23 protein-coding genes are annotated in these 22,511 nt (G+C 72.8%); 13 read left to right on the forward strand and 10 right to left on the reverse strand.

What is annotated here, in order from left to right:
- Positions 1-45: 45 nt before the first annotated feature.
- Positions 46-1,095, reverse strand: a complete 1,050-nt coding sequence (locus OEIGOIKO_RS14385; protein ID WP_125054382.1) for an alpha/beta fold hydrolase — start codon at positions 1,093-1,095, stop codon at positions 46-48.
- Positions 1,096-1,269: 174 nt separating this feature from the next.
- On the opposite strand from OEIGOIKO_RS14385, the gene OEIGOIKO_RS14390 reads away from it, so the two are divergent.
- The 4 genes from OEIGOIKO_RS14390 to OEIGOIKO_RS14405 all read left to right on the forward strand — a co-directional run bounded on the left by OEIGOIKO_RS14390 (position 1,270) and on the right by OEIGOIKO_RS14405 (position 3,231).
- On the forward strand, positions 1,270-1,488 hold the full coding sequence (locus tag OEIGOIKO_RS14390; RefSeq protein WP_125054383.1) for a hypothetical protein: 219 nt from the start codon (positions 1,270-1,272) through the stop codon (positions 1,486-1,488).
- A 148-nt stretch (positions 1,489-1,636) separates the two neighbouring features.
- Positions 1,637-2,278, forward strand: a complete 642-nt coding sequence (locus OEIGOIKO_RS14395; RefSeq protein WP_031001023.1) for a TetR/AcrR family transcriptional regulator — start codon at positions 1,637-1,639, stop codon at positions 2,276-2,278.
- A gap of 252 nt (positions 2,279-2,530) precedes the next feature.
- Entirely contained in the window at positions 2,531-2,758 is a 228-nt protein-coding gene (locus OEIGOIKO_RS14400; protein ID WP_030024620.1) for a DUF3107 domain-containing protein, read from the forward strand.
- A gap of 203 nt (positions 2,759-2,961) precedes the next feature.
- The gene (locus OEIGOIKO_RS14405) at positions 2,962-3,231 is read left to right on the forward strand and encodes a hypothetical protein (protein WP_031001020.1); all 270 of its coding nucleotides are present in this window, start codon (positions 2,962-2,964) and stop codon (positions 3,229-3,231) included.
- A gap of 224 nt (positions 3,232-3,455) precedes the next feature.
- Here OEIGOIKO_RS14405 and OEIGOIKO_RS14410 read toward each other — a convergent pair whose 3' ends face one another.
- Positions 3,456-4,211, reverse strand: a complete 756-nt coding sequence (locus OEIGOIKO_RS14410; protein WP_031001019.1) for a ferritin-like fold-containing protein — start codon at positions 4,209-4,211, stop codon at positions 3,456-3,458.
- A 464-nt stretch (positions 4,212-4,675) separates the two neighbouring features.
- Between OEIGOIKO_RS14410 and OEIGOIKO_RS14415 the strand changes: the two genes are divergently transcribed.
- Together OEIGOIKO_RS14415 and OEIGOIKO_RS14420 are read left to right on the forward strand one after the other, a co-directional pair.
- A complete protein-coding gene (locus OEIGOIKO_RS14415) occupies positions 4,676-7,279 on the forward strand; it encodes a DEAD/DEAH box helicase (RefSeq protein WP_246177342.1) in 2,604 nt (867 codons plus the stop codon).
- A gap of 492 nt (positions 7,280-7,771) precedes the next feature.
- A complete protein-coding gene (locus OEIGOIKO_RS14420) occupies positions 7,772-8,629 on the forward strand; it encodes an alpha/beta fold hydrolase (RefSeq protein WP_125054384.1) in 858 nt (285 codons plus the stop codon).
- A gap of 143 nt (positions 8,630-8,772) precedes the next feature.
- Here OEIGOIKO_RS14420 and OEIGOIKO_RS14425 read toward each other — a convergent pair whose 3' ends face one another.
- Positions 8,773-9,723 carry an NYN domain-containing protein gene (locus OEIGOIKO_RS14425; protein ID WP_125054385.1) on the reverse strand — a complete coding sequence of 317 codons (951 nt, stop codon included), beginning with the start codon at positions 9,721-9,723 and terminating at the stop codon, positions 8,773-8,775.
- 211 nt (positions 9,724-9,934) lie between these two features.
- Here OEIGOIKO_RS14425 and OEIGOIKO_RS41585 point away from each other — a divergent pair, with 211 nt between their 5' ends.
- The gene (locus tag OEIGOIKO_RS41585; protein ID WP_003985759.1) at positions 9,935-10,087 is read left to right on the forward strand and encodes a hypothetical protein; all 153 of its coding nucleotides are present in this window, start codon (positions 9,935-9,937) and stop codon (positions 10,085-10,087) included.
- Between the two features lie 209 nt (positions 10,088-10,296).
- On the opposite strand, the gene OEIGOIKO_RS14430 is transcribed toward OEIGOIKO_RS41585, so the two are convergent.
- From OEIGOIKO_RS14430 to OEIGOIKO_RS14440, 3 genes are all read right to left on the reverse strand, one after another.
- Entirely contained in the window at positions 10,297-10,902 is a 606-nt protein-coding gene (locus OEIGOIKO_RS14430; RefSeq protein WP_073758457.1) for a MarC family protein, read from the reverse strand.
- A 237-nt stretch (positions 10,903-11,139) separates the two neighbouring features.
- Entirely contained in the window at positions 11,140-11,994 is an 855-nt protein-coding gene (locus tag OEIGOIKO_RS14435) for a PHP domain-containing protein (RefSeq protein ID WP_125054386.1), read from the reverse strand.
- 222 nt (positions 11,995-12,216) lie between these two features.
- Complete coding sequence (locus tag OEIGOIKO_RS14440; protein WP_030020315.1) at positions 12,217-12,855, reverse strand: DUF6758 family protein; 639 nt, start codon at positions 12,853-12,855, stop codon at positions 12,217-12,219.
- A gap of 241 nt (positions 12,856-13,096) precedes the next feature.
- Between OEIGOIKO_RS14440 and OEIGOIKO_RS14445 the strand changes: the two genes are divergently transcribed.
- A complete protein-coding gene (locus OEIGOIKO_RS14445; RefSeq protein WP_125054387.1) occupies positions 13,097-14,371 on the forward strand; it encodes an MFS transporter in 1,275 nt (424 codons plus the stop codon).
- A 138-nt stretch (positions 14,372-14,509) separates the two neighbouring features.
- On the opposite strand, the gene OEIGOIKO_RS14450 is transcribed toward OEIGOIKO_RS14445, so the two are convergent.
- The gene (locus OEIGOIKO_RS14450) at positions 14,510-15,106 is read right to left on the reverse strand and encodes a suppressor of fused domain protein (protein ID WP_125054388.1); all 597 of its coding nucleotides are present in this window, start codon (positions 15,104-15,106) and stop codon (positions 14,510-14,512) included.
- A 518-nt stretch (positions 15,107-15,624) separates the two neighbouring features.
- Here OEIGOIKO_RS14450 and OEIGOIKO_RS14455 point away from each other — a divergent pair.
- Positions 15,625-16,764 (forward strand): magnesium and cobalt transport protein CorA, encoded by a 1,140-nt coding sequence (locus tag OEIGOIKO_RS14455; RefSeq protein WP_125054389.1) that lies wholly within the window; start codon positions 15,625-15,627, stop codon positions 16,762-16,764.
- An 88-nt stretch (positions 16,765-16,852) separates the two neighbouring features.
- Positions 16,853-17,422 (forward strand): hypothetical protein, encoded by a 570-nt coding sequence (locus OEIGOIKO_RS14460; RefSeq protein ID WP_125054390.1) that lies wholly within the window; start codon positions 16,853-16,855, stop codon positions 17,420-17,422.
- A gap of 31 nt (positions 17,423-17,453) precedes the next feature.
- Here the strand turns inward: OEIGOIKO_RS14460 and OEIGOIKO_RS14465 are convergent, their stop codons facing one another.
- The 3 genes from OEIGOIKO_RS14465 to OEIGOIKO_RS14475 are packed head-to-tail and all read right to left on the reverse strand — an operon-like array spanning position 17,454 to position 18,888.
- Positions 17,454-17,852, reverse strand: a complete 399-nt coding sequence (locus tag OEIGOIKO_RS14465; RefSeq protein ID WP_125054391.1) for a hypothetical protein — start codon at positions 17,850-17,852, stop codon at positions 17,454-17,456.
- Positions 17,849-18,133: a hypothetical protein gene (locus OEIGOIKO_RS14470; RefSeq protein ID WP_125054392.1), complete on the reverse strand. Its 285-nt coding sequence runs from the start codon at positions 18,131-18,133 to the stop codon at positions 17,849-17,851. The genes OEIGOIKO_RS14465 and OEIGOIKO_RS14470 overlap by 4 nt, the downstream gene beginning before the upstream one ends.
- A gap of 41 nt (positions 18,134-18,174) precedes the next feature.
- Complete coding sequence (locus OEIGOIKO_RS14475) at positions 18,175-18,888, reverse strand: hypothetical protein (protein ID WP_125058693.1); 714 nt, start codon at positions 18,886-18,888, stop codon at positions 18,175-18,177.
- A 361-nt stretch (positions 18,889-19,249) separates the two neighbouring features.
- Between OEIGOIKO_RS14475 and OEIGOIKO_RS14480 the strand changes: the two genes are divergently transcribed.
- The 3 genes from OEIGOIKO_RS14480 to OEIGOIKO_RS14490 all read left to right on the forward strand — a co-directional run bounded on the left by OEIGOIKO_RS14480 (position 19,250) and on the right by OEIGOIKO_RS14490 (position 22,447).
- Positions 19,250-20,596, forward strand: coding sequence for a magnesium transporter MgtE N-terminal domain-containing protein (locus OEIGOIKO_RS14480; protein WP_125054393.1), 1,347 nt, complete (start codon positions 19,250-19,252; stop codon positions 20,594-20,596).
- Positions 20,586-21,176, forward strand: coding sequence for a DUF1003 domain-containing protein (locus tag OEIGOIKO_RS14485; RefSeq protein ID WP_125054394.1), 591 nt, complete (start codon positions 20,586-20,588; stop codon positions 21,174-21,176). The genes OEIGOIKO_RS14480 and OEIGOIKO_RS14485 overlap by 11 nt, the downstream gene beginning before the upstream one ends.
- A gap of 110 nt (positions 21,177-21,286) precedes the next feature.
- Entirely contained in the window at positions 21,287-22,447 is a 1,161-nt protein-coding gene (locus tag OEIGOIKO_RS14490; protein ID WP_125054395.1) for an Mrp/NBP35 family ATP-binding protein, read from the forward strand.
- Positions 22,448-22,511 lie beyond the last annotated feature (64 nt).

The raw sequence follows: 22,511 nt of genomic DNA on the forward strand, positions 1-22,511 counted from the left end.
GGGCTCCGGCGGCTGTGACGTCCCACTCGGCCTGTCAGCTCCTACTCACGTCCAGGACGCGCCACCGGCGGCGGACTCTCCCGCACCGGCGCTCCCGCCCGCACCGGCCGCGTCCCGCGCGGCCGCGTCGTCCAACAGCTCGCGGAAGGCCCGCGCCACCGTTTCCGGATCCTCCATCATCGCCACGTGCCCCGCCTCCGGGAGCGTCAGCAGCCGGGAGGCGCGGAAAGCGGCGGCCGCCCGGCGTGCCATACGGAAGGAGACCAGGCGGTCGCGCCCACCGTAGACGAGAAGCGTGGGTGCGAGCACCCGCTGCGCCTGCCGCCACAGATTGTGCTGCCCGCCGAGCGTGTACGCATTGACGATGCCCCGTGCCGAGCGCGTCATCACCTCCCAGAAGTAAGGGAGTTCGAGGCGCCGTGCGTATTCCTCCGCCGCGGCGGTGAAGCCGTCCGGGGTGACCAGGGCGGGATCGCCGTAACACAGCGCCAGCACCTCACGGGTGCGCCGCTCCGGCGTCCAGTCCCGCGTCAGCCTGCTGAAGAGCCGGGTCACGCCGGGCACGGCGAGCAGTCCGGTCGGCACCGCGGACAGCTGCGGGCGCAGCTCCGGCAGGGCGGGCGAGATCAGCGTCAGCGTCCGCACCAGGTCCGGGCGGACCGCGGCCACGCGCGTCACCGCCGCGCCGCCCATGGAGTTCCCGAACAGGTGCACCGGTCCGCGGCCACTGGCGTCCAGATGACGGATGACCGCCCGCGCCTGTGCGGAGACGGAGTAGTCACCGTCGTCCGGCGGCGGGGAGTCACCGAATCCGGGGAGGTCCAGCGCCTCGCCGTCGACCTGGCCGGCGAGCAGCGGCATCAGCGCGGACCAGTTCTGGGAGGAACCGCCGAGGCCGTGGACGTACAGCGCGGGCGGCAGCCCGGCCCGCTCGCCCGGCACGCCCCGCACGCTCATCGTCAGGCCCGGCAGGCTCACGGACCGCACCGTCTCCCCCGGACCGACGCGCGAGGGACGGCCCGCCGGGGGCACCGGGAGAACGGCGCGGGTGTCCGGCGACACGTCCGGCGATCCGGTCGACTCCGTCGAAGACATGGGGTCGATGTTACGAGACGATCACGCCGCCGATCGTGTGTTCGCGCTCACACACCGCATCGCATTTCGGAACCCGCTCTCTTAGGCTCGGGCAGGAAGGGCACCCGTGTGACGAGCGCTCGCGTGCGGACGCTCGCCCTGGCCTCCGGAGGACGTGAGAGAAAGGGAGCCACCATGCCCGTCGACCCGACCGACCCGGACACCTTCGAGGACGAGGCCGGCGCCTCGGAAATCGACGTCGAAGCGCCCGAGGCCGACGCCGCGGAGCAGCAGGCGGACCTCTCGCCGCACCGCGACGATCCGCTGACCGGCGCCGATCCCGACTCCGCCGACGAGGCGGACCGTGCCGAGCAGGCCCGCGTCGTGGATCTCGACGAAGACGATTACCGATGACCTGGGGCCATATGTCGGCTTCCCACAGTCTTCGGCGGCAGATTTTCTCGCCCGTGACCACGCACAGCCGGGTTACCCAAAAGTACGATGGCGGACGCGGCGCACCGCTGTGCGTGCGCCGCGGACGGAACGACACCTGGGAGGCAGCGTGAGCGCCATCGAGCAGACCGAGGCGGCACGCCCGCGGGGCACGCGCCTGCCACGCCGAGCCCGGCGCAACCAGCTCCTGGGCGCGGCCCAGGAGGTCTTCGTGGCGCAGGGCTACCACGCGGCCGCGATGGACGACATCGCCGAGCGCGCCGGCGTCAGCAAGCCCGTGCTCTACCAGCACTTCCCGGGCAAGCTCGACCTCTACCTGGCCCTGCTGGACCAGCACTGCGAGGCGCTGCTGCAGTCGGTGCGCACCGCGCTCGCCTCGACGACCGACAACAAGCAGCGCGTAGCCGCGACGATGGACGCCTACTTCGCGTACGTCGAGGACCCGGGCGGCGCCTTCCGGCTGGTCTTCGAGTCCGACCTGACCAACGAGCCCGCCGTGCGCGAGCGGGTGGACAAGGTCTCCCTGGAGTGCGCCGAGGCGATCAGCGAGGTCATCGCCGAGGACACCGGTCTGTCCAAGGACGAGTCGATGCTGCTGGCCGTCGGGCTGGGCGGTGTCTCGCAGGTCGTGGCGCGCTACTGGCTCTCCTCCGAGAGCACCGTGCCGCGCGAGACGGCCGTGCAGCTGCTGACCTCGCTGGCCTGGAAGGGCATCGCGGGCTTCCCGCTGCACGGCTCCGAGGGGCAGTGAGGCGGACCGCCGCCGCGCTGTGAGCCGTACCACCGGACGCCGGGCCGTATCGCGGGTCCGGGTGGCGGGTCCGCCCTGCCACGTCCCGCACTCCCGTCCGCCCACGCCCCTCCCCTGTTCGCTGCGGGCGTGCTCCGCGGCGCCCTGTCCGTCCGCTCACCGGGCTAATGTGTGCTGCGTACGGCGCGGATTGCCGCGCACCTGCCCCGTGGCCCAGCCGGGGGGCACCGAGACCGTCGGAGGGACAAAGCCGTGGAGGTCAAGATCGGCGTGCAGCACGCGCCCCGCGAGATCGTTCTGGAGAGCGGGCAGACCGCCGAGGACGTCGAGCGAGCGGTGGCGGACGCACTGGGCGGCAAGTCGCAGCTGCTGAGCCTGGTGGACGATCACGGCCGCAAGGTCCTGGTCCCGGCGGACCGGCTGGCCTATGTGGAGATCGGCGAGCAGACCGTCCGCAAGGTCGGCTTCGGCGCGCTGTAGCCGGCCGCGGGCCCCTGGACGGGCCCGCGCGCACCCGTCACGAGCGGCGGCCCGGAGAGATCGTTCTCCGGGCCGCCGCTTCGCTGTCCGGACCGCCCGGGACTCCGTGCGCCGACGAGGGTTGCGGCGCATTCCCCCTGGGTACGACGGCCTACGACCGATTTGTGTCGTCCAGCCGGTCGTAACCGCGGGAGGGATAAACCATGGTCTGGGAAGCTCTCGGCTCCGTGATCGTCGGACTCGCCATCGCACTGGCCGCCACGCGCCGGCTGCCGGGCCGGTTCCCCGCCCGCACCCTGACGCTGGCGACAGGCCCCGCCGCGGCCCTCCTCGGCGCTTTTCTCGCCCACTCCATCCTGGGCCCCGGCCATTTCTTCCAGACCCTGCTGGCCGCCGCCTGCCTGGGCGCGGCCATGCTCTCCCTGCTGATCCGGCCCGCACACCGGCTGTCGCCCCTGCGCTCGGGGGTGTGACCCAGGGCGGGCGCGGGCCCGCCCGGCCGGGCGCGGGGGCGGCGGAGCCGCGGCTCCCTGATTTTCTGCGGATGCGAACGCCGGAGGGGCTGGACGTGGGTCCAGCCCCTCCGGCGTCGGTACGACGGGGTGCCGTGCCCGGGGCCGCCCGCCGCCGACGGGCCGCGCACCGGTCAGCGGGGCGGCACCGGGCTCACCCGCCCGCTCCGTGCCGCTCCCGTCCGCTACGCGGCCAGGCCCAGCGCGGCCATCCGCTTCGTGTGCGCCTCGGTGATCCGCGAGAACATCCGGCCGACCTCCGCGAGGTCGAACCCGTCGGCCACGCCGCCCACCAGCATCGTCGACAGCGAGTCCCGGTCGGCCACGACCCGCTGCGCCTGGGACAGCGCCTCGCCCATCAGCCGCCGGGCCCACAGCGCGAGCCGCCCGCCGACGCGCGGGTCGGCGTCGATCGCGGCCCGTACCTTCTCGACGGCGAACGTCGCGTGCCCGGTGTCGTCGAGGACGCCGAGGACCAGGTCCCGGGTGTCGGAGTCGAGCCGGGCCGCCACCTCGCGGTAGAAGTCACTGGCGATCGAGTCGCCGACGTACGCCTTGACCAGGCCCTCCAGCCAGTCCGACGGGGCGGTCTGCCGGTGGAACTCGTCCAGCGCCGCCGCGAACGGCTCCATCGCCTCGTTCGGCTCCGCCTCGATGTGCGCGAGGCGGTCCCGCAGCCGCTCGAAGTGATGGAATTCGGCCGACGCCATCTTGGCCAGCTCCGCCTTGTCGTCCATCGTCGGCGCCAGCTTCGCGTCCTCCGCGAGCCGCTCGAAGGCGGACAGCTCGCCGTAGGCGAGGGCGCCCAGCAGGTCGATCACCGCGGCCCGGTACTGCGGCTCCGCGGAGGCCGCGGCCCAGTCCTGGGCGGCGATCCCGGTGTGTTCTCGGTCATCTTCGGCGGTGTGCGCAGCGTTGTCAGGCGTCTCCATGAAGCGCACAATAGCCCGCTGCGCAACCGGGGGAAGTGGCTGGTCAGCCACTCCCGTCCCACCCGACCGAACGATTGCCCGGACACACGTGTGGCTATCCGGGGTATGGTGGTAATGCGCCCGCCGAGTATCGGCGGGTTGTTCCACGCATGCGGATGCCCGGTCGGTGGCCCGATCGGCTCCAACCCGACCGCCCTCTTTCGCGGCGCGTACGAGACGTACGCACAGCGGGAGGGACACCGCTCGCGGTTCGAGTGCTTGAGCGAAGGCAGTGGTCCCGCGCCATCCGGCCGACCCAAGGCCGGTCCCGTACGACAGTGTGCGAGGGCGCGGTACGACCCCCTTGGCCGCCTCGTGCCGCGTCTCACAGAAGAGGCAAGATTCTGTCTACGTTCCGAGACCTCGGGATTCTCCCCGAGACCGCCGAGGCCCTTGAAGCCGTCGGCATCACGTCCCCCTTCCCCATCCAGGAGATGACGCTCCCGGTGGCCCTCGCGGGCTCCGACGTCATCGGCCAGGCCAAGACCGGCACCGGCAAGACCCTGGGATTCGGCCTCCCGCTGCTGGAGCGCGTCACCGTCCCCGCGGACGTCGAGGCGGGCCGGGCCAAGCCCGAGCAGCTGACCGAGGCCCCGCAGGCCCTCGTGGTGGTCCCCACCCGCGAGCTGTGCCAGCAGGTCACCAACGACCTCCTGACCGCCGGCAAGGTCCGTAACGTACGGGTGCTGTCGATCTACGGCGGCCGGGCGTACGAGCCGCAGGTCGAGGCCCTGAAGAAGGGCGTCGACGTGGTCGTCGGCACCCCGGGCCGGCTGCTGGACCTGGCGGGCCAGAAGAAGCTGAACCTCTCGCACGTCAAGGCGCTCGTCCTGGACGAGGCCGACGAGATGCTGGACCTCGGCTTCCTGCCGGACGTCGAGCGCATCATCAACATGCTGCCGGTCCGCCGCCAGACCATGCTGTTCTCCGCGACCATGCCGGGCGCGGTCATCGGCCTGGCCCGCCGCTACATGTCGCAGCCCACGCACATCCGCGCCGCCGCGCCGGACGACGAGGGCCAGACCGTCGCCAACATCAAGCAGCACGTCTTCCGCGCGCACTCGATGGACAAGCCGGAGATGGTCTCCCGCATCCTGCAGTCGAACGGCCGCGGCCTCGCGATGATCTTCTGCCGTACGAAGCGGACCGCCGCCGACATCGCCGACCAGCTGGCGCGCCGCGGCTTCGCCTCCGGCGCGGTCCACGGCGACCTCGGCCAGGGCGCGCGCGAGCAGGCGCTGCGCGCGTTCCGCAACGGCAAGGTCGACGTGCTGGTCTGCACCGACGTCGCCGCCCGCGGCATCGACGTCGAGGGCGTGACGCATGTCGTCAACTACCAGTCCCCCGAGGACGAGAAGACCTACCTGCACCGGATCGGCCGGACCGGCCGCGCGGGCGCCAAGGGCACCGCGGTCACGCTGGTCGACTGGGACGACATCCCGCGCTGGAAGCTGATCAACAAGGCGCTGGACCTGCCGTTCGACGAGCCGGAGGAGACGTACTCCACCTCCCCGCACCTCTACGAGCTGCTGGAGATCCCCGAGGGCACGACCGGTGTGCTGCCGCGCGCGTCCCGTACGCGGGCCGGGCTGGCCGCCGAAGAGGTCGAGGACCTGGGCGAGACCGGCGGCCGCGGCCGTGGTCCGCGCCGGGGCGCGCCCGCCGTCGAGGAGGAGCGCCCGAGCCGCAGCCGTACGCCGCGCCAGCGCCGGCGCACGCGGGGCGGCGCGCTGGTGGACGGGGCGGACGCTCCCGCGACGTCCGGTGCGCCCGAGGGTGGCGCCGCCGCCACGGACGGGCCGCGCCAGCCGCGTCGCCGTCGCCGTACGCGCGGTGGCTCCGGCAACGCGCCGGCCGCCGTGACGCCGGCCCGTGACCAGGCGGCACCGGCCGCCGAGACCATCGCGTCCGAGGCCGCGCAGGGCGGCGACGCCACCGCGGCGCCGTCGAAGCCGCGCCGCCGCCGTACGCGGGGCGGCGCGAACTCCGCCGCCAAGGCCGAGACGGCCCGGACGGCGTCGGCCACCGCCGTGGACACGGCCGAGGGCCCCACCGGGACCGTCAAGGTCCCGGCGCAGGCCACCACCGAAGCCCCGGTCGTCGCGGAGACGCCGGCCGTCACCGAGCCGGTCGCGGACGAGGCACCCGCCAAGCCGCGCCGCCGCACGCGCAGCGCCAAGCCCGCGGCGGAAGCCGTCGTGGAGACGGTGGAGAGCGCGGAGCCGGTCGCCGTCGCCGAGACGACCGTCGTGGCCGAGCCGGTCGCGGACGAAGCTCCCGCCAAGCCGCGCCGCACCCGCAAGACCGCCGCCGCCAAGAAGGCCGAAGCCGCCGTGGAGACGGCCGAGGCCGCCGAGCCGGTCGCGGACGAGGCCCCGGCCAAGCCGCGCCGTACGCGCAAGACCGCCGCCGCCAAGAAGGCCGAGGCCGCGGTGGAGACGGCGGAGGGTGCCGAGGTCGTCGCGGACGAGGCGGCCGCCAAGCCGCGCCGTACGCGCAAGACCGCCGCCAAGAAGACCGAGGCGGAGGCCGCGGTCGACACGGCCGAAGGCACCGGGGTCGCAGCCGACGAGGCCCCGGCCAAGCCGCGCCGTACGCGGAAGACGGCGGCCGCCAAGGCTGCCGAGGAGGCTGCGGAGAGCGCGGAGCCGGTCGCGGACGAGGCGCCCGCCAAGCCGCGCCGCACCCGCAAGACCGCCGCCGCCAAGAAGGCCGAGGCAGCGGTCGATACGGCCGAAGGCGCCGAGGCCGCGGTCGCGGCCGACGAGGCTCCGGCCAAACCGCGTCGTACGCGCAAGACCGCCGCCGCCAAGAAGGCGGAGGCCACGGTGGAGACGGCGGAGGGTGCCGAGGTCGTCGCGGACGAGGCGGCCGCCAAGCCGCGCCGTACGCGCAAGACGGCGGCCAAGAAGGCCACGGCGGAGGCCCCGGCGGCCGACGCCGCTACGGCTGCGGAGGACGACGCGCCCGCCAAGCCGCGCCGCACCCGCAAGACGGCGGCCAAGAAGGCCACGGCGGAGGCCCCGGCCGAGGGCTGATCCCGACCGTACGACGGCCCGGTTCCCGCGCAGGCGGGGCCGGGCCGTCGGCGTGTGCGGGACCGGGCCGACGGCGCAGGCGGGACCGGGCCGACGGCGTGTGCGGGGCCGGGCCGACGGCGAATGCAGGGCCGGATCGTCAGCGTGTGCGGGGCCGGATCATCGGCACAGGCGGGGCCGGACCGACGGCGTGTGCGGGGCCGGACCGTCGGCGTGTGCGGGGCCGGGCCGTCGGCGTGTGCGGGGCCGGATCATCGGCACAGGCGGGGCCGGACCGCCGGCGTGTGCGGGACCGAGCCGACGGCGAATGCGCGGCCGGGCCGTCGGCATGTGCGGGACCGGACCGTCAGCGAATCCGCGGCCCGGCCGTCGGCGCAAGCGCGCCCGGTCCGTCGGCGGATCCGGTGCCGGATCGTCGGCATGCGCGCGGCCGGTTCGTCGGCGGATGCGCCCGCGCGCGGCGGCTTCCCGGGCCCCGGATAGCCTCGTCCCATGAGCAGGCCGCCCACCCTCACCTTGCCCTCGTGCGCCCGCGCGCGCCGACTCGTCACCGCGCGCGGCGAGTTCGCCGTCCACGACGCCCGGCCCGACGGGACGCCCGCCGGGACCGCGCTGCTCGTGCCGGGGTTCACCGGCAGCAAGGAGGACTTCATCGCCCTCCTGGCACCACTGGCCGCCGCAGGGTTCCGGGTGGTGGCCGTGGACGGCCGCGGCCAGCACGAGTCACCCGGCCCGCGTGACGAAACCGCTTACGAGCAGGGCGAGTTGGCGCAGGACGTGGCCGCCCAGGCGCGCGCCCTGGGCGACGGCCCGGTGCACCTCCTCGGGCACTCCCTCGGCGGCCTCCTCACCCGGGCCGCCGTCCTGCGCGACCCCGCGCCCTTCCGTTCCCTGACCGTCATGAGTTCGGGCCCGGCCGCCATCGCCGCGTCCCAGCAGAACCGCGTACGGATGCTCATCGACGCCCTCGGGACGCTGGACATGCAGGCGGTGTGGCTGGCCATGCGCGAGCTGGACCCGCCGGAGGCCGAGGACGCGGCCACCCCGCCGGAGATCGGCGCCTTCCTCCACCAGCGCTGGATGAACACCGTCCCTCAGCAGTTGGTTGCCACCGGGCGGCAGATGGTGTCGGAACCGGACCGGGTGGCGGAGCTGGCCGCCGTACCGCTGCCCAAGCACGTCGTGTCGGGCACCGTCGACTACGCGTGGCCGGTGCCGGAGATGGACGCGATGGCCGAACGGCTGGGAGCCCGGCGCACGGTCGTCGAGGGCGCGGAGCACTCCCCCAACGCGGAACGGCCGGCCGAGACGGCGGCGGCACTCGCGGAGTTCTGGCACAGCACCGACTGAGCGGGGCGCACACCCCGGCGCGCGTCGTGTCCGTACCTCCGCGAAGCCATCGACGCGCCCGTACGTACGGCTTCCCGCCACCCCGCGCATCGGGCGCCGGAGCCAGCGCCCGCCCGGCCACCCGGCCCCCGCCCCCCCGGCCGCTAACCCTGCGCCTGTACGTGCTCCCAGAAGCCGTCCCGCAGCACCCGCCGCAGGTCCGCGTGCCCGCGCAGCGAGTGGTGCAGCAGCGCCTCGGCGGCCGTCAGCAGCTCTTGGTCGACCGCGCCCGGCAGGTACGGGTGGCCGGGCAGCAACTCGGTGACCCAGGGGACGCCGCGTTCGCCCAGCCATCGCGCGGCGACCCGCGCGCCGACGAAGCGCACCTCGTCGCGCGTGGGCGCGGTGCCGCCGTTGCCGGTGCCGTCGGCCGCCGCGTCACCGTGCTCGTGCGGGACGACGGTCCGCCGGGTCACGTACGGCTTGCAGAACTCCAGGTCGAAGGTGCGCTGGCTGTCGACCTCCCACAGCAGCGGCTCGGCCTGGTTGCGCCCGCCGACGGCCTCGATGCCCCACAGGTGGACCCGGGCTCCGTAGCCCTGCGCGGCCTCCACCGCGGAGACCAGGTCCTCGTCGCCGCCGATCAGGACCGCGTCGCTGATCGCGCGGTGCCGGGCCAGCGACTCCAGGTCGGAGCGGATCAGCGAGTCGACGCCCTTCTGCTGGTTGTTGGCGTTCAGGTTGCCGAGCCGCACCTTGACGTCCGGGAGCTCGGCGACGCGCTGCTGCTCCATGGTGTGGATGCGGCGCCGGGCGCCGTCGTACCAGTACACGCGCAGCAGCCGGCTGTCCGGGAAGATCGTGCGGGCCTTGTCGATGAAGGCCTCGATGAGACCCTCGGCGTCCAGCTCGAAGGCCCGGCGGTCCTCGGTGCCGGCGACCAGCCGCCCGGCGGCCGCGTACACATAGCCCGCGTCGACGAAGGCCGCGTGGGTGGACGGAGTGGTGGCGACCTCGGCGAGCACCCGCGTGAGCAGCTCGTTGGTGCGCTCGATCCCCGCGAGCACCGCGGTGAGGTCGGGTGAGGGGCCGGTGGGCCGGGCGTCGTCGTTCATACGGGCCCATTGTCCGGCCGGTCACTCAGCGCGCACAACCGCTCTCCCTACCCATCAGTACTTAGACGGCCGAAAATTTTCTTTAGCGTAGGGAATGATTGCAGGCAGCATGTCGTTATACCCACTGGGAACGCAGGGCACCGTCGCCCCGCGAGTACCCCGTACAACAGCAAAGTTCTCCGCAGGAGGATCAGACGAAGGGAGAAGCCTTATGCGCTTCGAGATCATGCGCCTGGACGATGTCGACGGCACCGCCGTGGACAGCACCGTCGTGGACGCCGCCTCCGTCAACCGGATCGTGCAGCAGGCCGCCGCAGTCGGCCAGCGCATCTACATCCGCCCAGCCGATACTGCCGCCCGATGACGCACGAACAGCGTCACTCATGAGCGCGTGACGCGCCCATGTCCGGCGCACGGAGCGCCCCGCACGAAACCTTTCGCGCGGGGCGCTTCGCGCGTCCGGGCCCGGCCGGGCGCGCCGGGCGCCCGGGACCGCCGACGGCCCACCGGCCCAGCCGCCCGAACGCCCGGCCGCCCGACCGCACGACCGCACGACCGCCCGGCCGCAACCGCTCAGCCGCCGCGTACGACCTGCATGACGCCGTTGATGATCTGCTGCACTGCGAGCGCGGAGAGCATCATGCCGGCCAGCCGGGTCACCAGCACCACCCCGCCGTCCTTGATCACCCGGATGATGACCAGCGAGAAGCGCATCACGAGGTAGAGCACCACATGGATGGCGGCGATCGCCGCCCACACCGACAGCTCGCCGCTGATCCCGTCCGCGTGCTGCACCGCGAGGATCACCGAGACGATGGCGCCCGGCCCCGCCAGCAGCGGCATGCCCAGGGGCACCAGCGCCACGTTGACGTCCTTGGTCTGGGTGGGCTGCTCCGACTTGCCGGTCAGCAGGCTGAGCGCGACGAGCAGGAGCAGCAGCCCGCCCGCGATCATCAGGGCGGGCGGGGTGATGTGCAGCCGGCCGAGGATCTGCTCGCCGAAGAGACCGAAGACGGCGATGACGCAGAACGCGACAGTGGCCGCCTGCCAGGCCATCTTCCGCTGCACCTTGGCGGGGCGGCCGGAGCTGAGGGCCAGGAAGATCGGGATGATCCCGGGCGGGTCCATGATCACGAACAGGGTGACGAAGAGCGTACTGAAGACAGCGAAGTCGAACACAGTGATGGCCTTGCGAGAGGTGGTACGGGAGAGCGGTGTGACGAGAGAGCGGTGTGACGAGAGGGGAGAACGAAAGGGTGGTGAGAGGGAGAGCGCGCAGGCTCACGCGCGCGGGCGCGTGAGCGGGCGGGAGAAGCCCGGACAGGGCGCGGCGGTACGAAGACCCGCCGCGCCGGAGCACGAACGTGCCCGTCCGGCCGGGACGGGAACCTGCCCGCCGGCCGGAGCGCGGTACGGTCAGCCGCCCGCGCCGGGAACGGGGAAGGCGCCGAAGGCCCGGCGCACGATCTCGCCGTATATCTCGGGGTCGGTGGTGTACTCACCGAGCGCGACGGTCTTGCGGCTGCCGTGGTAGTCGCTGGAGCCGGTGGTCAGCAGGCCGAGGTCGGCGGCGAGTCCGCGCAGCCGGGTCCGCGCGGCGTCGTCGTGGTCCGTGTGGTCCACCTCGACGCCGTCCAGCCCCGCCGCCGCCAGCTCGGCGATGACGTGCTCGGGCACGGTCCGCCCGCGCTTGACCGCCATCGGGTGGGCGAAGACCGTCACCCCGCCCGCTGCCTTGACCAGCCGGACCGCGTCGAACGGGTCCAGTTCGTGCTTGTCGACGTAGGCCCGGCCGTCGTTGGCGAGCCACTGCGGCGTGAAGGCGTCGGAGACGGTCTCGACGACGCCCAGTTCCACCATCGCGGCGGCCACGTGCGGCCGCCCCACGGCGCCGTCCCCGGCGATCCGCGCCACCTGTTCCCAGGTGACCGGGACGCCCAGCTCGCGCAGCTTGGCGACCATGCCGCGGGCCCGCGGCACCCGGTCGTCGCGGACCAGCTCCCGCTCCCGGGCCAGCTCGGGCTCCTCGGGGTCGAAGAGGTACGCCAGCATGTGCATGCTCACCCCGCCGACCCGGCAGGACAGCTCGGCACCGGTGACCAGCGTGAGCCCCTCGGGCAGCGCGGCCCGTGCCTCGGCGTATCCGCCCACGGAGTCGTGGTCGGTCAGCGCGACGACGTCCAGCCCGGCAGCGGCGGCGTTGCGCACCAGCTCGGCGGGGGTGTCCGTACCGTCGGAAGCAGTGGAGTGGGTGTGCAGATCGATGCGCACGACGCTGAACTCCAGACTGCTGCGGGGCCGGCCAGGGGACCTCAGAAGGATACCGGCCGCCCACCGGCCCCTCGAACACGCGACCGCGCGGGCTCCGTCACACCGTCGACCGCCACCGGTTCCCCTTTCCCGTGCGAGTGAGCAACCGCGTCACGCGAGAGTCCGCCTCGGCCGCGCCGGGCCCCGCAGGGCCGGTGACCGTCCGCGCCCGTCGGCCACCCCTCACGTCAGCAGCCGCGGCGACAGCGCCCCGCACGGCAGCAGATCGACCTCGGCGCCCGCGTCCCGCAGGTCGGTGAGGACCAGTTCGTCGTAGAGCAGCAGGCCCGACTCGGCGGGCCAGACCACCGCCCACAGCCACAGTCCGCGCGCCTCCCCGGCGAAGACCGCCCGGTCCTCGGGAGCCCCTTCGACGTGCCACAGCGGGGTCGGACGCCCGGCCGCCAGCACCTTCACGTGCGGCGGCTTGTTCACGCACATGTGCGGGCCGGGGTCGGGTCCGTCGATGCCCGCGTACCGCGCGCCCAGGCCGACGCCCAGCTCCTCCGCGATCAGCAGCAGCTCACCGGGCCCGCCGAGCGGTCCGGGACCCGAGCAGGCCACCGCGGTGGCGCGCCCGCCGCTGCGGTCGTCGCCCGCGCAGGACACGCCCGTGAACAGCCAGCCGACGGGCAGCGGCCACGGCATCCACACCGGCACCCGGGCCCGGCGTACGACCACGGCCAGCGCTTCGACGCTGGGCGGGACGACCGGTTGCAGCGGGTGCACGGTGCCGTGCACGCCGCACTGCCAGGAGTCGGCAAAGAGACCGGGCGCCCGCACCCGGCCACCGCACTTCGGGCAACTGGGTTCGCCCCTCATAGAGCCCCACGGTCCTCCCGGCCGGGCGCCGCGTCAAGGACGATCACCCATCCGGCGTCCCGGGCCGGTCCCCGCGCCTCCCGGCAGGGTAGTTGCACGTTGCATTCTTTAGGTCGACTAACTTATTGTGTGTATACAGCAACGTTTTTGCGGAAGCGCCGACCCGGCGGACCCCCGACCAGGACCCCGGCGCCCGCGACCGGAACAGGAACAGGAACAGGAACAGGAAGGGGACAACGGCATGTCGGAACTCGGCAAGAGCGGCCACCGCGGCCACCGCGGCCACGCCGGAGACGACCCGTTCGACGAGGGCGGCACCAGCATCCTGCGCCAGCCGATGGCCGTCTGGGCCACCGCGGGCGCCTCGGTCGTCGCCTTCATGGGCATCGGCCTCGTCGACCCGATCCTCCCCTCGATCGCCCAGGGACTGCACGCCTCCACCAGCCAGGTCTCCCTGCTGTTCACCTCCTACTTCCTGATCACCGCGGTCGCGATGCTGGTCACCGGCTTCGTCTCCAGCCGGATCGGCGGCCGTAAGACGCTGCTCGCCGGACTGGCGCTCGTGGTGGTCTTCGCGGCGCTGTCCGGCACCTCGTCCTCGGTGGGCGAGCTGGTCGGCTTCCGGGCCGGCTGGGGCCTGGGCAACGCACTGTTCGTCTCCACCTCGCTGGCCGTCATCGTGGGTGCGGCGGCCGGGGGAAGCGCCGCGGCGATCCTGCTGTACGAATCGGCGCTCGGCCTCGGCATGGCCTGCGGCCCGCTGCTCGGCGCGGTCCTCGGCGACATGAAGTGGCGCTACCCCTTCTTCGGCACCGCCGTCCTGATGGCCGTCGGCTTCATCGCCATCACGGTCTTCCTCAAGGAACAGCCCCGGCCGGCGCGCAAGACGTCGGTACTGGACCCGGTCAAGGCCCTGGGCCACGGCGGCCTGGCCTCCGCCGCCGTCTCCGCGTTCTTCTACAACTACGCGTTCTTCACGGTGCTGGCCTTCACGCCCTTCGTGCTGAACATGAGCCCGTACAAGTCCGGCGGGGTCTTCTTCGCCTGGGGCGTGCTGCTCGCCGTCTTCTCCGTGCTGGTGGCGCCGCGCCTCCAGGAGCGTTTCGGGTCACTGAAGGTCCTGGGCGGCTCGCTGGTGCTGCTCGCCGTGGACCTCCTGGTCCTCGGCTACGGCAACCACGTCACGGCCGTCGTCTGCACGATCCTGTCCGGTGCCTTCATCGGCCTGAACAACACCGTCTTCACGGAACTGGCGCTCGGCGTCTCCGACGCGCCGCGACCGGTGGCGAGCGCGGGCTACAACTTCGTGCGCTGGTTCGCCGCCGCGGCCGCGCCGTTCCTGGCGCCGAAGATCGAAGAATGGACCGACATCCACATCCCGTTCGTGGTCGCGGCCCTGGCGGCGCTCGTCGGCGCGGGCATCGTGGCCGTACGGCGCCGGGCGCTGACCATACGGGCGCACGAGCTGGAGCCGCGGCACGCGACCGAGGACGGCGTGTCCGCCTTCGCCAACTGACGGCAGCCCCCGCCGACGCGGTACGGCGCGCCCACCCGGGCCGGCGCGCCGTACCCCGTCAGGTCGCCGCCACTCCCGTACACAGCCCCCGTACGCCGTCGGCGCAGCACCGTTCCCGTACGCCGCCCCCGTACACCGCTACGTCAGCGCCACACCCGACCGCAGCGGATCCCGCAGATCCGTCCCGCCCTTGAGCCACCGCTCCTGGAGCGCCTCGGCGCCGTGCACCCGCTTCCAGGCGGCCTCGTTGGGCGTCATCGGCAGCAGGGGCAGGAAGCGGACCGGGGCCAGCGGCTCGTCCAGCTCCAGGTCCGCCACCAGGCCGCCCGGCTCCGCGACCAGTACGGAGGTGAAGGGCGCGCCCGGCCACAGCGGCTCCCCCACGTCCAGCGACGCCCCCGGCGCCACGATCACACCCTCGACCTGCGGGGAAGCGGCGAGCACGGCGAGCGGTCGCAGCACCTTGTCGACATCGGCCCGGCCCGCCTTCACCGACAGCACCAGTTCGGCGCGCGGGCCGCGCAGCGGGTCGGCCAGCACCGCCGTGGGGTCGGTCATCGGCCGGTCCGACATGCCGAGCGTGACATAGCGCACCAGATCGCCGTCCGGGCCGCCGCCGGTGAAGCGCAGGACCTCGACACGGTCGGTCCCGAGGAAGGTGACGGCGGCGCGCGCGTCCGGCTCGCCCAAGGTCGTACGCAGGCGGGCTTCGACCAGATCGAGAACGTCAGACATGCCGCGAGCATAGGCCGGGGCCCGGGTCCGGCCGCGGGCGCCCGGTGGCCCGTCCCGCCGCACGTGGCGGCCGTTCGTATGGAACGGGCAAAGGCGCGCCGGATCGGTTCTGACGGCTGATAGCCTTGCCGTCTGGTCAGGGAATGACGTTCGTCCCCCAGCGGGGACCGGCCGGAGGAGGTGGGGCTGCGGTGGATCCAAGTCGACCGTGCAGTACCGACAGTTCTCCTGTCATCCCCCAGCGCGCCCAGCGGCTCTCTTGATCCAGGGGCTTCCGTACCCCTGCCGCACGCGGTGAAACCCGCGACGTGCCTTCGCGCCGGAAGTAGATGACGGAAGAGCGCCTTCGACTCTCGTTTCTGCGTTTTCTGCGTGTTCTGCGAACTGCCGTCAGACCTGCGCACGGAGCGCCGCCCGCTTTGCGGACGTACGGCCAGCGCCGTCTTGTACGTCCTCGTTCCGGGCAGCGTTACGCCGCGCGCCCGCGGCTGGCGGCCGGCCCGTGAAGGAGCCTGCCCATGTCGATGATCCGCGACCTGCGTGCCGCCGTCCGCCCCGCCCGCCGGCGGGAGGACTCCCCGTACAAGTACGAGAACGACCACGGCAAGGCCCACACCAACAGCGCCATCGTGGACTGCGGCGTCTACCGTGACGGCCGGCGTGTCAGCGACCACGTCACGCCGTCCCAGGCGATGGCGAACGTACGCAGCGACGGGGGCTTCACCTGGATCGGGCTGCACGAGCCCACCGAGGCGGAATTCGCCGAGATCGCGCGGGAGTTCGGACTGCACCCGCTGGCCGTGGAGGACGCGGTCCACGCCCACCAGCGGCCCAAGCTGGAGCGCTACGACGACACCCTGTTCACCGTCTTCAAGACGGTCCACTACGTCGAGCACGCGGAGCTGACCGCCACCAGCGAGGTGGTGGAGACCGGCGAGGTGATGTGCTTCACCGGCCGGGACTTCATCGTGACCGTGCGGCACGGCGGCCAGGGCTCGCTGCGCGCGCTGCGCCACCGCCTCCAGGACGACCCCGAGCTGCTCGGCAAGGGCCCGTCCGCGGTGCTGCACGCCATCGCCGACCAGGTCGTGGACGGCTACATCGCGGTGGTCGGCGCGATGCAGGACGACATCGACGAGGTGGAGATCGACGTCTTCAGCTCCGGCTCGGACGGCAAGCACGCGGGCGCCGGCCGGAGCGCGGCGAAGGGCGGCGGCGACGCCGCCGGGCGGATCTACCAACTCAAGCGCGAGGTACTGGAGTTCAAGCGGGCCGTGTCACCGCTGCTGCGGCCGATGCAGGTGCTGAGCGAGCGGCCGATGCGGCTGGTCGACTGCGACATCCAGAAGTACTTCCGGGACGTGGCCGACCACCTGGCCCGGGTCAACGAGCAGGTGCTCTCCTTCGACGACCTGCTGAACTCGATCCTCCAGGCCAACCTGGCGCAGGCGACGGTGGCCCAGAACGAGGACATGCGCAAGATCACCTCCTGGGCGGCGATCTTCGCCGTACCGACGATGATCGCCGGGATCTACGGCATGAACTTCGAGTACATGCCCGAGCTGAAGTGGAAGTACGGCTACCCGCTCGTCCTGCTCGTCACGGTCGGCATCTGCTTCGGCATCCACCGCGGCTTCAAGCGCAACGGGTGGCTCTGACGGCGGTACGGACGGCTGTGACGGCGGTACGGTCCGGGCGCCCCGCCCGCCGCCCGGCGGCAGGCCCGCCGCCCATTAGGCTGCTCCCATGACGGAGACCGTGTCGCAGGCGCTGCTGGACCGCGCGCTCATCGAAGAGGCCACGAAGAAGTCCGGCCTCATCTGGGTACGGGGCGCCACCGGCCCGGCGCGGGCCCTGTGGCACGTCTGGCACGACGGCGCCGCGTGCGTCGTCGGAGCGGGATCCGGCCGTGCGGACGGCGTGGCCGACCCGTCCGACGAGCAGCCGCTGCACGACCTCGGTCTGACCGACGGCGGCACCGCGACCGTCACCCTGCGCAGCAAGGACAAGGGCGGCCGGCTGGTCGGCTGGCAGGCCCGGGTCACCGAGCTGGAGCCGGACAGCGAGGCGTGGCAGGCCGCCGTGGAAGACCTCAAGGGCAAGCGGCTCAACGCACCGGACGCGGAGACGATGCCGCGCCGCTGGGCACGCGAGTGCCGCGTCCTGCGCCTGGAACCGGTCACGGACGCGTCGGCCACCACGGACTTCGGCGACGGCGCCCAGGCCGCGCGCCCCCTCCCCACTCCGGTCACCACCCGCGAACCCATTCCCGCGGCGCTGCCCAAGCTGCTGCGGGGGAAGCGGCGGGGGCGCTGAGGGCGCCCCTCCGGCCTGGGTCGACTGCCCGTCAGTAGAAGCCGAGCATCCCGGGTGAGTCGATGTCGACGGTGACCACGCCGGGCGGGTAGGCGTTCTCGTTGCCGGTCAGCAGGATGGACATGCCGGTGAATTCGGGGCGCGGCAGTGCGCAGTAGAGGGCGTGGCAGGTGTCCGGGCCACCATAGCCGTCGCGAATCATGGTGCCGACGCTGACAGCGGCCATCGTGTCGAGGCTGTCGACGACCACTGAGGAAAAGGTCAGGACGCGCTGCGCGAGGTTCTCTTCACCGACTTCGGCCTGAGTGAGGCACAGAGCGGGGATGTTCAGATGCTCGCCGGGGGTCTCCGCCATATTGCCGGCCAGGAGGTTCAGCGTCTTGTGGCCGCCGGCGAGCGCCATGACGGCGCTGGTATCCAGGATGATCACGCTGCGACGCCCTTGGCCGCCCGGACCTTCTCAGCAGCGATCTTGTAGATGTTGCCGAGCACGTCGGGGGCCTGCTCGAACTCTTCGTCGCTGATGGCCACACCCATCATGCGGCGTACGGCTTCCCGGTCGGCGGCCAGCCGCTCGGCCCGCTGCGCTGCCGTCGGCTGCTCCGCGGCAAGCGCTTCGACCAGCTGGCCGATGCTCACACCGCGCTCTCTGGCCAGCTCGGCAAGGTGATCACGGGTCTCTCGCAGAACCTGAATCGTCGTCGTCGCCATAGCCGCAATATAGCGGAACTATGGGCCGATGTGCGCTGCGTTCAGTCGCCCAGCGTGATCGACTTGCCGTAGTCGATGACCTGGCCGTCCGCCGGTGCCTGGATCTGCACCGGCTTTCCCCAGTCGGTCAGCCGTACCTCGCCCGCGTCGCCCGCGCGGCGCAGGCGGAGCGGGTAGGGCTCGCCCTCCAGGGAGACGTCGAGGGTGCCGCCCGCGCCCTGGCCGGCGGCGATGCGGATGGTGCGGGTGCCGTCGAGGGTGCCGCGGTCGCCGGTGGTGAGCTTGCCGTGCAGGCCGAGGAGGCTGCCGAGCAGGACGTCCTTGTCCGTGAAGCCGCTGAAGCGCTTGTAGACGGGGTCCGAGGACGGCACCTTCACGTACTTGCCGACGAGCTTGGCGACGGACGTCTCGTCGTTCTTCGACGGGTCGGCGTTCTTCTCGCGGGCCCAGAACCCGGCGTCCGCCTTGAGGTAGAGCGCGCCGTCGACCCGCAGCAGCTGGAAGGTGGCCGCCTTGGTGGCGAGTTCGCCCCGGGCGCCCTGGGGGCCGAGCCGCATGTCCAGCTTGTAGGTGCGGCCCTGGCTGACGAGGTTGCCGGAGAGCCGTACCGTTCCGGCAGCGCGGGCGGCCGTCTGCGCCTTGGCCTGGATCTTGTCGGCGGGCAGTCTGCCGACCCCGTTGGTCCCGGCGTCCGGGTCCTCCGTCGCGCACCCCGCGAGCGCCCCGGCGAGCACCGCGCACACCGCCGCCGTCAGCGTCGCCCCGCGCCTGCGGTGGGGTGCGGCCGGCCGGCGGGAGCAGGCCCCGGCCGGGCCTGCCGAGGGGAAAGCGGTCACGACGGTTCTGCCTCCTGATACGGATGACCTCGACGGCAGTACGGCAGCGTACCCGGGCCCGGGCACGTCGTACGGCGGAGTGCGCGGTGGACACCGTACGGCCCTTCCCGCCGGGGCGGCACCGGGTGGTGCACGTTAGCCTGATTTCGGATCAAGCCCGCCTGAGGGGCTTCACCTGCGGAGCAGCGGCAACACGTAACGCCAGGGAAGAGGGGGCGCGGCCGCGCGGCGGCGCGGCGGCCCGCTACGGCGCAGCGGAACGGAAGCGGAGGCACTCGGCATGGCGGTGGTCACCCCTCGGGTGTTCGTCTCCCATCTCGCGGGCATCGCCGTCTTCGACCCCAACGGCGACCAGGTCGGCCGGGTCCGGGACCTGGTCGCGATGTTGCGGGTGCGCGGCCGGCCGCCCCGGCTGCTGGGGCTGGTCGTCGAGGTCGTCAGCCGCCGCCGGATCTTCCTGCCGATGACCCGGGTGACAGGGGTGGAGTCCGGCCAGGTCATCACCACCGGCGTGGTGAACATGCGGCGCTTCGAGCAGCGCGCGTCGGAGACCCTGGTCCTCGGTGAGCTGCTGGACCGCCGGGTGAGCCTGGTGGAGACCGGCGAGGAGGCCACCGTCCTGGACATCGGCATCAGCCAGCTGCCGGCCCGCCGTGACTGGGAGATCGACAAGGTCTTCGTACGGAAGGGGAAGGGCGGGGCGCTGCGCAATCGATTTCTGCGGCGCGAAGCGCCTCCTTCGAAGGGTGGTGGGCGACGGGCGGGAGAGACGTTGACCGTCGAGTGGTCGGCGGTGACCGGGTTCTCGCTGGAGGAGCACGGGCAGGGCGCGGAGAACCTGCTCGCCACCTTCGAGCAGCTGCGCCCGGCGGACCTGGCCAGCGCGCTGCACCACCTGACGCCGAAGCGGCGCGGCGAGGTCGCCGCCGCGCTGGACGACGACCGGCTGGCGGACGTGCTGGAGGAGCTGCCGGAGGACGACCGCGTCGAGATCATGGGCAAGCTCCAGGAGGAGCGGGCCGCCGACGTCCTGGAGGCGATGGACCCGGACGACGCCGCCGACCTGCTCTCCGAGCTGCCGGAGGACGAGAAGGAACGGTTGCTCGGTCTGATGCGGCCGGACGACGCGGCGGACGTCCGGCGCCTGATGGCGTACGAGGAGCGCACCGCGGGCGGTCTGATGACGACCGAGCCGATCGTGCTGCGGCCGGACGCGACGATCGCGGACGCGCTGGCCCGGGTGCGTGACCCGGACCTGTCGCCGTCGCTGGCGGCGCAGGTGTACGTGTGCCGGCCGCCGGACGAGACGCCGACCGGCAAGTACCTGGGGCTGGTGCACTTCCAGCGGCTGCTGCGCGACCCGCCGTTCACGCTCGTCAGCTCCGTCGCGGACACCGATCTGCCGCCGCTGCCGCCGGGCACCCCGCTGAACGAGGTGACCAGCTATCTGGCGACGTACAACATGGTGGCGGCACCGGTCGTGGACGAGAGCGGCTCCCTGCTGGGCGCGGTGACCGTCGACGACGTACTGGACCACCTGCTGCCCGACGACTGGCGGGAGGCGGAGATGCACGGGCCGCCGGGCGCGGCAGCGGACCGGGAGGGAGAACCGGACGATGGGCGCTGAGGAACGGGACGGTGTCAAGGAGCGTGCGCGGGCGCTGAGTGCGGCGCCGGGGCCCGGGGCGGGCGGGGGGCGCCCCCGCGCGCGCCTGGACCAGCCGCGCGCGCCCCGGCGCAGCCTGCTGCCGGAGTACGACCCGGAGGCGTTCGGGCGGCTGTCGGAGAAGATCGCCCGCTTCCTGGGGACCGGCCGGTTCATCGTCTGGATGACGGTGATCATCGTGGTGTGGATCATCTGGAACATCTCCGCGCCCGATCATCTGCGCTTCGACAACTACCCGTTCATCTTCCTGACCCTGATGCTCTCGCTCCAGGCGTCCTACGCGGCGCCGCTGATCCTGCTGGCGCAGAACCGGCAGGACGACCGGGACCGGGTCACCCGCGAGCAGGACCGCAAGCAGAACGAGCGGGCCATCGCCGACACCGAGTACCTGACCCGGGAGGTGGCGGCGCTGCGGCTGGGCCTGGGCGAGGTGGCCACCCGGGACTGGATCCGCTCCGAACTCCAGGATCTGCTGAAGGAGCTGGAGCTGCGTCAGATGGTGGACGCGGAGAGCGAGCAGGAGAGCCGGCGGCGGGAGTAGCGCGGGCACCGGGGCGGACCGCGCCGCGTGCGGGACGGCTGCCCGGAGTGACGAACACGACCGTCACCAGGGCTTTCCGGAGGCCGCCACCACCCCCGTAGTCTTGGAGCATGGCTACCGACACGCCCCGAAGCGCAGCGCCCAGCGAGGACGCGGTCCACGCCGCGCTCGCCACGGTGAACGACCCCGAGATCCACCGCCCCATCACCGAACTGGGCATGGTCAAATCGGTGGAGATCGCGGCGGACGGCGCGGTGGCGGTGGCGGTCTACCTGACGGTCGCCGGCTGCCCGATGCGCGAGACGATCACCTCGAACGTGCGCGAGGCGGTGGGCCGGGTCGAGGGCGTCACCGGTGTCTCGGTCGACCTGGACGTGATGAGCGACGAGCAGCGCAAGGAGCTGGCGTCGTCGCTGCGCGGCGGCACCGCCGAGCGCGAGGTGCCGTTCGCCAAGCCGGGGTCGCTGACCCGGGTCTACGCGGTCGCCTCCGGCAAGGGCGGCGTCGGCAAGTCGTCGGTGACGGTCAACCTGGCCGCGGCGATGGCGGCCGACGGCCTGAAGGTCGGCGTGGTGGACGCCGACATCTACGGCCACTCGGTGCCCCGGATGCTGGGCGCGGACGGCCGCCCCACCCAGGTCGAGAACATGATCATGCCGCCGTCGGCCAACGGCGTGAAGGTGATCTCCATCGGCATGTTCACCCCGGGCAACGCCCCGGTGGTCTGGCGCGGCCCGATGCTGCACCGCGCGCTCCAGCAGTTCCTGGCCGACGTGTACTGGGGCGACCTGGACGTCCTGCTGCTCGACCTGCCCCCGGGCACCGGCGACATCGCCATCTCGGTGGCGCAGCTGGTCCCGAACGCGGAGATCCTGGTCGTCACGACCCCGCAGCAGGCCGCCGCCGAGGTCGCCGAGCGGGCCGGCTCGATCGCCGTACAGACCCACCAGAAGATCGTCGGCGTGGTGGAGAACATGTCCGGGCTGCCCTGCCCGCACTGCGACGAGATGGTGGACGTGTTCGGCACCGGCGGCGGCGAGCGGGTCGCCGAGGGCCTGACGAAGACGACCGGCACGCAGGTGCCGGTGCTGGGTGCCATCCCGATCGACGTACGGCTGCGGGAGGGCGGCGACGAGGGCAGGCCCGTCGTGCTGACCGACCCGGAGTCTCCCGCCGGCGCGGCCATCCGTGCCATCGCGGGCAAGCTGGGCGGCCGTCAGCGCGGCCTGTCGGGCATGTCGCTGGGGATCACTCCGCGCAACAAGTTCTGAGGCGCCAGGCGGCCTGGAACGGCGGCCTGGACGTGCGGAGGGGCGGGCCGTCGGGCCCGCCCCT

Origin of the sequence: Streptomyces paromomycinus, from assembly GCF_003865155.1 — a bacterium.
GTDB classification, from domain to species: domain Bacteria; phylum Actinomycetota; class Actinomycetes; order Streptomycetales; family Streptomycetaceae; genus Streptomyces; species Streptomyces chrestomyceticus.

Bases quoted from the DNA above. Each gene is read 5' to 3' on its own strand.
- OEIGOIKO_RS14385 (WP_125054382.1), bottom strand. From the start codon at position 1,095: ATGTCTTCGACGGAGTCGACCGGATCGCCGGACGTGTCGCCGGACACC.
- OEIGOIKO_RS14390 (WP_125054383.1), top strand. From the start codon at position 1,270: ATGCCCGTCGACCCGACCGACCCGGACACCTTCGAGGACGAGGCCGGC.
- OEIGOIKO_RS14405 (WP_031001020.1), top strand. From the start codon at position 2,962: ATGGTCTGGGAAGCTCTCGGCTCCGTGATCGTCGGACTCGCCATCGCA.
- OEIGOIKO_RS14415 (WP_246177342.1), top strand. From the start codon at position 4,676: ATGACGCTCCCGGTGGCCCTCGCGGGCTCCGACGTCATCGGCCAGGCC.
- OEIGOIKO_RS14420 (WP_125054384.1), top strand. From the start codon at position 7,772: ATGAGCAGGCCGCCCACCCTCACCTTGCCCTCGTGCGCCCGCGCGCGC.
- OEIGOIKO_RS14425 (WP_125054385.1), bottom strand. From the start codon at position 9,723: ATGAACGACGACGCCCGGCCCACCGGCCCCTCACCCGACCTCACCGCG.
- OEIGOIKO_RS41585 (WP_003985759.1), top strand. From the start codon at position 9,935: ATGCGCTTCGAGATCATGCGCCTGGACGATGTCGACGGCACCGCCGTG.
- OEIGOIKO_RS14440 (WP_030020315.1), bottom strand. From the start codon at position 12,855: ATGAGGGGCGAACCCAGTTGCCCGAAGTGCGGTGGCCGGGTGCGGGCG.
- OEIGOIKO_RS14445 (WP_125054387.1), top strand. From the start codon at position 13,097: ATGTCGGAACTCGGCAAGAGCGGCCACCGCGGCCACCGCGGCCACGCC.
- OEIGOIKO_RS14450 (WP_125054388.1), bottom strand. From the start codon at position 15,106: ATGTCTGACGTTCTCGATCTGGTCGAAGCCCGCCTGCGTACGACCTTG.
- OEIGOIKO_RS14455 (WP_125054389.1), top strand. From the start codon at position 15,625: ATGTCGATGATCCGCGACCTGCGTGCCGCCGTCCGCCCCGCCCGCCGG.
- OEIGOIKO_RS14460 (WP_125054390.1), top strand. From the start codon at position 16,853: ATGACGGAGACCGTGTCGCAGGCGCTGCTGGACCGCGCGCTCATCGAA.
- OEIGOIKO_RS14470 (WP_125054392.1), bottom strand. From the start codon at position 18,133: ATGGCGACGACGACGATTCAGGTTCTGCGAGAGACCCGTGATCACCTT.
- OEIGOIKO_RS14480 (WP_125054393.1), top strand. From the start codon at position 19,250: ATGGCGGTGGTCACCCCTCGGGTGTTCGTCTCCCATCTCGCGGGCATC.
- OEIGOIKO_RS14485 (WP_125054394.1), top strand. From the start codon at position 20,586: ATGGGCGCTGAGGAACGGGACGGTGTCAAGGAGCGTGCGCGGGCGCTG.
- OEIGOIKO_RS14490 (WP_125054395.1), top strand. From the start codon at position 21,287: ATGGCTACCGACACGCCCCGAAGCGCAGCGCCCAGCGAGGACGCGGTC.